We start from the raw sequence: 9,097 nt of genomic DNA, 5'->3' as shown, positions 1-9,097 counted from the left end.
GATCGACCGCAGCCGCGCCGCCGGGTCCCGCGTCACGGTCGAGGCCTACCCCTACGGCGCGGGCAGCACCGCGATCGGCGCGTTCTTCCTCGCCCCCGAGAAGCTCCCGGGCCTGGGCATCACCCCGAGCTCGCTGGTGCTCGTGGACACCGGCGAGCGCATCGCCGACGAAGCCCGGCTGCGGGAGGTGCGGGCGACCGACCCCGGAGCGACCTGCATCGTGACGTTCCTCGACGAGGCCGATCCGTTCGACCGCGCGCACCTGCACCGCGCACTCGCCTACCCCGACGCGATCGTGGCGAGCGACGCGATGCCGGTCTCCTGGACGGGGATCGACGGCCGCACGCTGTACGAGCAGCGCGACTGGCCGCTCCCTCCCGGTGGGCACACGCATCCGCGCACCGCCGGCACGTTCGCCAAGTCGCTCCGGCTCATGGTGCTCGAGAGCGGCACGTGGAGCTGGCTCGACGCCTTCCGCCGCTGCTCCTTCCTGCCCGCCCGCGTCCTGGACGAGGTCTCGTCCGGGATGCGGAGCAAGGGGCACCTGACGGTCGGAGCGGACGCGGACGTGGTGGTGATCGACCCGACGACGCTGAGCGACAGGGCGACCTACGCCGATCCGACCCGACCGTCGCAGGGCGTACGGGAGCTGTTCGTGCACGGCACTCGCGTCGTGCACGAAGGAGAGCTCGTGACCGCTGCGCTTCCGGGGCGCGCCGTGCGGGGGGATGCATCATGAGCACAGCACAGGGGACGAGCGCAGACCTGCAGGGGTTCCTCGATGAGACGGCCGCTGCCCTAAACGTGCCTGGCGCGGTCGTCGGGGTGATCGACGGGGACAGGGAGATCGTCTCGATGACCGGTGTCGCGGCGGTCGACACGGGCGCAGCCGTGACGGAGCGCACCCTGTTCCAGATCGGCTCCACCTCGAAGACCTTCACCGGGACGGTCGCGATGCATCTGGTCGAGACCGGGGCCATCGACCTCGACACCCGCGTGGTCGAGGTGCTCCCCGGCCTCCGGCTCGCCGACGAGGAGGCGCTGGCTGAACTGCGCATCCGGCATCTCCTCACGCACTCCGGCGGCTTCCTCGGCGATGCGGATGAGCGCCCCGGGTGGGACGACGACGCCCTCGCCCGCAACGTCGCGACCTTCGCCGAGCTCCCGCAGCTCTTCCCTCCCGGCACCATCGCTTCGTACAGCAACGCGGGAATCCGGTTGCTCGGCCGTGTGATCGAGCGGGTCACCGGCGAGACGTTCGAACGTGCCGTGCAGCGCGTCGTGTTCGATCCTCTGGGCATGTCGGAAACGTTCTTCTTCCCCTGGGATGTGATCGCCCGCCCGCACGCGGTGGGTCACGTCCCCGATGGGTCAGGAGCGACGACGACGTTCCCGCACTGGCCGCTGACCCGTGACATCGCACCGGAGGGCGGGATCGTGTCGTCCGTACGCGATCAGCTCGCATACGCCCGCTTCCAGATGCGCGGCGAGACCTCGGGAACGACGCCGGTCAGCGACGCCACGCGACTCCTGATGCAGCAGCCCCACCTCGCGGCCGGCCCGCCCGTCGATGCGATCGGTCTGCCGTGGCTGCTCGGCCATCACGGTTCGGCGCGGGTCGTGATGCACGGAGGGAACATCGCCGACACGCAGCTCAGCGAGTTCGTCCTCGCCCCCGACGAAGACCTCGCGGTCACGGTCCTGACCAACAGCGGTGGCGGGAAAGCGCTGGGGACGGCCGTCGTCGACTGGTGCTTCCGCAACCTTCGCGGCATCGAGAAGGCGCCGGAGAAGGTCGAGCTCGGCCCCGCGGACAGGCTCGACGACGTGGTGGGCATCTACGACGCCGGGCAGTGGCACTACGACGTGACCCGCGCGGGTGATGCTCTCGAGTTCGCGATGGTGCTGCGTGCGGACATCGCCGCGCTCGGCATCCCTCCGCGGCCGCCCCTGCGACTGCGTGTGCGTGCCGACGGCGCCCTGATCACGGATGCCGCCCAGCCCGTCGGTCGTCTCCTCGACGAGACGGAAGGCGGCCCCGAACTGCTCCATGTGGGCCTGCGCGCCGTGCGGCGGCGCTGACTCGGGGAACGTTCGTCCGGCCGCACCAAGGTCTGCGCAAGTCTCGTCGCCGGGAACCAACGAGGCGTCGGATCGCCCGAATAGTCTCGGCCCCATCGCCGTCGCCCGAAGACGACGGCCTACTCGACGAAGAGGAGCGCACGTGTCCGACCTGAACGAAATCGGCAGCTGGGTGCGGGAGAACCTTCCCACGATGCTGGCCGACGCGCATATCCCTGCCGCATCCGTCGCGATCCTGGCCGGTGGCGAGATCTTCACCACCGCAGCCGGGATCCTCAATCGCAACACCGGCGTCGAAGCCGACGAGGACTCGGTCTTCCAGATCGGGTCCATCACGAAGACCTGGACGGCCACGCTGATCATGCAGCTCGTCGACGAGGGTCTGCTCGACCTCGACGCCCCGGTGCGCGAGGTGGTACCGGAGTTCACGATCGGCGACGACACGGCGGCGAGCGCGATCACCCCTCGTCAGCTGCTGAGCCACGTGAGCGGGTTCGAGGGCGACCTGTTCAACGACACCGGGGTGGGCGACGACGCGGTGGAGAAGTACCTCGCGACGATCGCCGACGCCCCGCAGCTCTTCGCTCCCGGCGAGCGGTTCTCGTACAACAACGCCGCGTTCGTGGTGCTCGGCCGCATCGTCGAAGTGCTGCGCGGCACGTCCTACGATCAGGCGCTGCGTACCCACCTCGCCGCTCCCCTGGGGCTCACTCACGTCGCCACCACGGCCGCGGAGGCGATCATGTTCCGCGCGGCGCTCGGGCACATCCCCGCGGAGGGCAGCGACGAGCCCGTGCCGGCGCCGGTGTGGAGCCTGGTGCGCTCGAACGCCCCCGCGGGATCGATGCTCGCCATGACGGCGCGAGACCTGGTGACCTACGCCCGCATGCATCTGGACGGCGGCGTCGCCGCCGACGGCACCAGGGTGCTCTCGGAGCAGAGCGTGCTGGCCATGCAGGAACGGCAGGTCGACCTGCCCGAACTCGGCCTGATGGGCGACGCCTGGGGTCTGGGCTGGGAGATCTTCGACTGGGACGGCGGACCCGTGATCGGCCACGACGGCGGCACGATCGGCCAGAACGCATTCCTGCGCATGGTGCCGGGCGCGGGAGTCGCGGTGGCGGTGCTCACGAACGGCGGACGCACGGTCGATGCGTACCATGCCATCACGTCGAAGGTGCTTGCCGCCCTCGCCGGGGTCACGGTCCCGGAGCTGCCGTCGATCCCCGACTCCCCGGTCGCGATCGACCTCGAGCGGATCCTCGGCACGTACTCGTCGTCGGTCTCCGACTCCACCGTGCGGGTCGACGACGATGGCCGCATCTGGCTGGAACGCACCATGAAGGGGATCTTCGCCGAACTGGGGCCGGCGCCGGAGCCCGTCGAGCTGATCGGCTGGGCCGGCGACACCCTGCTCCCCCGCGAAGCGCAGAACGGGATGCGCATGCCGCACGCCTTCGTCGGCGACGACGGCAGCGGACGTGCTCTGTACCTGCACACCGGACGAGCCGACCGCCGGGTGGACGCATGAGCAGCATCGCGGCCGCCGTACCGGAAACGGACACGACGGGCGTCGAACGACGGATCGCCGAGATCTTCGCAGAGGCAGGAGCCACGGGCTTCCTCCATGCCAGGGAGATCGGTGTCGAGGGCGGTCCTGAAGTGACCGTTGGCGCCGATGAGCCGGTGGTGCTCGCCTCGGTCTTCAAGATCCTGGTGCTGACCGCTTTCGTCCGCGCGGTCGCCGCGGGAGAGCTCGACCCCGCGGCGCGCACGACCGTGACGGCGCGCTACCGCATCGGAGGGGTGGGCACGGCCGGCTTCGCGGACGACGTGGAGATGAGCTGGCGCGATCTGGCCCTGAACATGATGACCATGAGCGACAACGCGGCGACCGACGTCATCTACCACCGCCTGGGCGCAGAGGCCATCGATCGCGTCATCTCCGACCTCGCGCTGCGGCAGACCCAGCTCGTGGGGTGCTGCGAAGACCTGTTCGCCTCGGTGGTCGCCGACCTCGGCGGCGCGGCCGACAGCGACCTGGACGACCTGTTGACCGGAGCGAACGCGGAGCAGATCCTCGCCCTCGACGCCGTGCAGCCGCTGCGGACGTCGCACTCCACGCCGCGCGAGGTGACCGCCGTGCTGAACGCGCTGTGGACCGACGCCGCCGCCGCACCGGAGGCCTGTCGTCAGGCGCGCGACATCATGGCACTGCAGATCTGGCCGCACCGACTCACCTCCGGGTTCCCTGCCGAGGTGCGCATCGCCGCGAAGACCGGCACACTCCCGACCTGGCGCAACGAAGCCGGTGTGGTCACCTACCCCGACGGCCGTCAGTACGCGGTGGCCGTGTTCACTCGAGCAGCATCGCTCAACGACCGACAGCCGCTCGTGGACGCCTCGATCGGACGCGCCGCCTTCGCCGCCGTCGAAGACCTGCGCGCGCGCTGATCCCCGACCCGTATCCCCCTGCACCACCCACCTGCACCATCCCGAACACTGCTGGAGGCTTCTGATGCGTTCTCGTACCCCGCTGGTCGCGCTGCTCGGCGCTGCGGCGCTCGCCCTGACGTCCTGCGCCGGAGGCGCCCCGCCCAGCGGGGATGCCACGGACGGCGTGCTCGCCGACGGCAAGACCTTCACCTCGGTGATCTCCACCGATCCCGGCAGCCTCGACCCCTTCGTCACCGTGATGTCCGTCGCGCGCTCGATCGACCGCTTCCTGTACGCGCGGCTCGTCGAGGTGCTGGAGGACGGCAGCATCGCCTCCGGCCTCGCCGACTCCTGGGAGGCGGACACCACGACCGCGACCTTCACGCTCCGTGACGGTCTCACGTGCGAGGACGGCACCCCGCTCACGGCCACCGACGTGGCCGCGAACATCACCCACATCGGAGACCCGGCCAACGGCTCGCCCCTGGTCGGGCTGCAGGTGCAGCCGGGCACCAGTGCCGTGGGCGACGACACCGCCGGCACGGTGACCGTCACCAGCGGACGACCGGACTCGTTCCTGATCGAGAACATCGGCAGCATCTCGATCGTCTGCGGATCGGTGATCGACGACCCGGATGCGCTCTCCAAGGGCGAAGGGGCCACCGGCATGTTCACCATGGCCGAAGTCGTCCCCAACAGCCAGTACACGCTGACCCGTCGCGACGACTTCGCCTGGGGCCCCGACGACTGGGACCCGAAGCAGAAGGGGCTCCCCGACTCCGTGGTCTTCCGCGTCATCCCGAACGAGACGACCGCCACGAACCTGCTGCTCTCCGGCGAGGTCAACGCCGCCCTCGTGATCGGTCCGGACAACAAGCGCCTCAAGGACGCCGGGCTGTTCCACACCGAGATCCCGACCCCGGCAGGACAGTTCATCTTCAACCAGGCGGAGGGACGCCCCACCGCTGACCAGGCCGTGCGCGAGGCGCTGCTCGAGGCACTCGACCTCGACCAGATGCGCCAGGTTCTCGGCAGCGGATCCGCCAGCGTGCCCACCGGGCTCGTGACCGTGTCGCCGAACCCCTGCCGTGCGGACGTGCTGAAGGGCTTCATGCCCGAGTTCGACGCGAAGGCCGCAGCCGCAGCGCTCGACGGGGCGGGGTGGAAGGCCGGCAGCGACGGCGTGCGCACCAAGGACGGCGAGACGCTGACCCTGCGCATGATCTACTCTTCGCAGCTCGGCGACGCCGGCAACGCCGCAGCGGAGCTCGCCCAGGCCGCCTGGAAGGAGCTGGGCGTCGACATCACGGTCGCCGCCGTGGACTCGCCCACGCTGAGCGAGACCCTGTTCTCCACGGGCGACTGGGACATCTCGGCCGCGCCGCTCACCGTCTCGCTGCCGAGCATGCTCGTGCCGTTCTACTCGGGCCCGACGCCGCCGAACGGCACCAACTTCGCCTCGATCGACAATCCGGAGTACACGGAGGCCGTCACCGCGGCATCCGCGAAGGCCGGCAGCGAAGGGTGCGACGACTGGGGCACCGCCGAGCAGGCCCTGTACGCGACGACCAGTGTCATGCCGTACGCGAACATCGACCGGTCGACCTTCGCGACCAAGGCGACGTTCACCGAGGGCGACGGCATCGACCCCACGTCGATCCGCATGTACGAGTAATCGGAGACCGGAGACAGCCGATGGCCAGCACCACCGCCACGCAGGCGATACTGATCAGATCCGCCCGGTCGGACAACCCCTGGTTGTCCTTCCTGGTCCGGCGCGGAGGGCAGTTCCTGCTCTCGGTGTGGGTGCTGGTCACGGCTGCCTTCCTCATGATCCACCTCGTGCCGGGCGACCCGGTGCGCGCGGCGCTAGGGCTGAACGCCCCGGCCGAGCTCGTCGAGGCCCGGCGCGCGGCTCTCGGCCTCGACCAGCCGCTCATCGTGCAGTACTTCCGCTACATCGGGGGGCTGTTCACCGGCGACATGGGCTCCTCGATGATCACCAGCCAGCCCGTCTCCGAGATCATCGCCACCCGGCTCCCCGCGACTCTCCAGCTCGCCCTGTTCGCGGTCGTGCTCGTGCTGCTGGTCTCGGTCCCGCTCGGGGTGACCATGGCCGTCGCCACCCGCGGCGGTCGCCGACGCGGGCTGGAGCTGGCGTTCGCGACCGGTTCGGTCATCCTCGCCGCGATCCCCGAGTTCCTCCTCGCTGTCGGCCTCGTGTACGTGTTCGCGGTGTCGCTCCGGTGGTTCCCCGTCGCCGGGAACACCGCTCCGTTCGCGCTCGTGCTGCCGGTCGTGGCGCTCGCGGTCGGCCCGATCGCGGTGTTCTCACGCATCATCAGGGTCGAGGTGCTCTCCGTGCTCGGCCAGGACTTCATCCGCACCGCGCGGGCCAAGCGCCTCGCGCCGCGCCGCATCTACTCCCGCCATGCGCTCCCGAACGCCATGACCGCGACCCTCACCCTCACCGGACTGCTCCTGACGGGGATGGTCGCCGGCACCGTGCTGGTCGAGAACGTCTTCGCCTGGCCGGGGCTCGGCACCATGATCGTGCAGTCGATCCTCACCAAGGACTACTCGGTCGTGCAGGGCATCGTGCTCGTCTACGGCGTGGGGGTGCTGGTCGTGAACCTCGTGATCGACGTGATCCTCGCGCTCCTCGATCCTCGCTCCACCATCAGGGAGGCATGATGTCCGCACGCACGGCATGGTCCGGCATCGTCCGCTCGCCCCTCGGCATCACCGCCCTCGGTCTGATCCTGCTCGTCACGCTCGGCGCGATCTTCGCCCCGATGATCTGGGGCGCCCAGGCCGAGCAGGTGGACCCGACCGCGATCACGCAGGGACCGAGCGCGGAGCATCTGCTGGGAACCGACGCCCTCGGCCGCGACGTGCTCGCCCGCGTACTGGTCGCGACCCGACTCTCTGTGGTGCTCGCCGTGGTCGCGGTGGTCATCGGCGTGGTCGCCGGAACGCTGCTCGGCACGGCACCGTCGGTGCTCCCCCGATGGGTCGGACGCCCGATCGTCGGCTTCGTCAACATCGCCGTGGCCTTCCCCGGCCTCCTCCTCGCCCTGTTCTTCGCCGTCATCTTCGGCGTCGGCTCCACCGGTGCCGTGCTCGCGATCGGCTTCGCGATGGCGCCGCAGTTCGCCCGTCTCACCCAGACCCTGTCGGCGGCGATCGCCGGTCGCGACTTCATCTCCGCCGCCCGGGTCGCCGGAGTCTCGCGCCTGCGGGTCCTCATCCGCCACATCCTGCCCAACATCGGCGAGCCGCTCATCGTGAACGCGACCGTCGCGGCCGGCTCGGCACTGCTGGCCTTCGCCGGACTCTCGTTCCTCGGTCTGGGCGTGCAGGTGCCGGAGTACGACTGGGGCCGCCTGCTCGGCGAGGGCCTCAACCGCATCTACCTCAACCCCGCGGCGGCGCTCGGACCGGCCGTGGCCGTGGTGATCGCCGGCCTCGCCTTCAACCTCCTCGGAGAGACGGCGGCTGCAGCCCTGGGCGGACGGTCGGCTCGGCGCCGCCATCGCCTTCCCACCGTCGCGCTCTCCGGAGCGACCGGACTCGATGCCAGCAAGCCCGCGCAGGTCGACGGTGAAGAAGTGGTGCTCCTCGTCGACGACCTGCGCGTCTCCTTCCCCACGCCTGCCGGGTGGGTCACCCCGGTGCGCGGCGTCTCGTTCACCGTGTCGCGCGGCGAGGCGATCGGCGTGGTCGGCGAATCCGGATCGGGCAAGAGCCTGACCGCCCTCGCCGCAGCCCGGCTCATCGAGCGTCCCGGCCATGTCGCCGCCGCGCAGCTGGACTTCTGCGGCACTCCGCTGCTGACCAGCACGGATCGGGCGGTGCGAAGCCTGCTCGGCACGTCGCTCGCGATGGTCTTCCAGGACCCGATGACGTCGTTCAACCCGACCAGGCGCATCGGATCGCAGCTCGCCGAGGCAGCCTCCGAGCACCAGGACATCACGCGGAAGCAGGCCATGGACCGGGCGATCGAGCGGCTGCAGTCGGTGCGGGTGCCCGCGGCCGCCCGCCGCTCCCACCAGTACCCGCACGAGTTCTCCGGCGGCATGAGGCAGCGCGCGATGATCGCGATGGGTCTCATGAACCACCCGCGGCTGATCATCGCCGACGAGCCGACGACGGCGCTCGACGTGACGGTGCAGCGACAGGTGCTCCAGCTGCTCGCGGGAGTGCGGCGCGACACCGATGCCGCGATCCTGCTGATCAGCCACGACATCGCCGTGGTCGCGCAGACCTGCGACAGGGTGCTCGTCATGTACGCGGGCCGCATCGTCGAAGACCTGCCCGCGGCGACCCTGCACACCGACGCCAGGCACCCGTACACCCGGGCACTGCTCGAGGTCGTACCCGAGCTCGACGCCGACCGCAGCGAGCCGCTCAAGATGATCCCCGGCCGCCCGCCGGCGCCAGGGGCCTTCCCCGTCGGATGCGCGTTCGCCGCCCGGTGCCCGCTCGCCACCGATCTCTGCCGCGAGAGCGACCCCGAACTGGTGGCCGACGCAGCGGGACACCGGGTCGCGTGCTGGCACCCGGTCGACGGCGAGGC

Annotated in this window: 6 protein-coding genes and 1 pseudogene; all 7 read left to right on the top strand. The window is 70.5% G+C overall.

From position 1 onward, the window contains the following. A pseudogene (locus tag DSP71_RS22030) lies at positions 1–739 on the top strand (amidohydrolase family protein); the annotation flags it as partial. Continuing rightward, positions 736–2,082 carry a serine hydrolase gene (locus DSP71_RS06780; RefSeq protein WP_113680698.1) on the top strand — a complete coding sequence of 449 codons (1,347 nt, stop codon included), beginning with the start codon at positions 736–738 and terminating at the stop codon, positions 2,080–2,082. The pseudogene DSP71_RS22030 and the gene DSP71_RS06780, both read left to right, overlap by 4 nt. Before the next feature lie 142 nt (positions 2,083–2,224). After that, positions 2,225–3,613, top strand: a complete 1,389-nt coding sequence (locus tag DSP71_RS06775; protein WP_113680697.1) for a serine hydrolase — start codon at positions 2,225–2,227, stop codon at positions 3,611–3,613. Then, positions 3,610–4,536, top strand: coding sequence for a serine hydrolase (locus tag DSP71_RS06770; protein ID WP_113680696.1), 927 nt, complete (start codon positions 3,610–3,612; stop codon positions 4,534–4,536). The genes DSP71_RS06775 and DSP71_RS06770 overlap by 4 nt, the downstream gene beginning before the upstream one ends. Before the next feature lie 64 nt (positions 4,537–4,600). Next, on the top strand, positions 4,601–6,193 hold the full coding sequence (locus DSP71_RS06765) for an ABC transporter substrate-binding protein (protein ID WP_113680695.1): 1,593 nt from the start codon (positions 4,601–4,603) through the stop codon (positions 6,191–6,193). A 20-nt stretch (positions 6,194–6,213) separates the two neighbouring features. After that, the gene (locus tag DSP71_RS06760; RefSeq protein ID WP_113680694.1) at positions 6,214–7,212 is read left to right on the top strand and encodes an ABC transporter permease; all 999 of its coding nucleotides are present in this window, start codon (positions 6,214–6,216) and stop codon (positions 7,210–7,212) included. Beyond that, positions 7,212–9,097 (top strand): dipeptide/oligopeptide/nickel ABC transporter permease/ATP-binding protein (locus DSP71_RS06755; RefSeq protein WP_220151087.1); only part of this gene is annotated, 1,886 nt, incomplete at its 3' end. The genes DSP71_RS06760 and DSP71_RS06755, both read left to right, overlap by 1 nt.

Source organism: Microbacterium sp. H6 (assembly GCF_003314775.1).
GTDB lineage: Bacteria > Actinomycetota > Actinomycetes > Actinomycetales > Microbacteriaceae > Microbacterium > Microbacterium oxydans.
This window is presented reverse-complemented; position numbering and strand designations above follow the sequence as displayed.

Bases quoted from the DNA above. Each gene is read 5' to 3' on its own strand.
- DSP71_RS06780 (WP_113680698.1), top strand. From the start codon at position 736: ATGAGCACAGCACAGGGGACGAGCGCAGACCTGCAGGGGTTCCTCGAT.
- DSP71_RS06770 (WP_113680696.1), top strand. From the start codon at position 3,610: ATGAGCAGCATCGCGGCCGCCGTACCGGAAACGGACACGACGGGCGTC.
- DSP71_RS06765 (WP_113680695.1), top strand. From the start codon at position 4,601: ATGCGTTCTCGTACCCCGCTGGTCGCGCTGCTCGGCGCTGCGGCGCTC.
- DSP71_RS06760 (WP_113680694.1), top strand. From the start codon at position 6,214: ATGGCCAGCACCACCGCCACGCAGGCGATACTGATCAGATCCGCCCGG.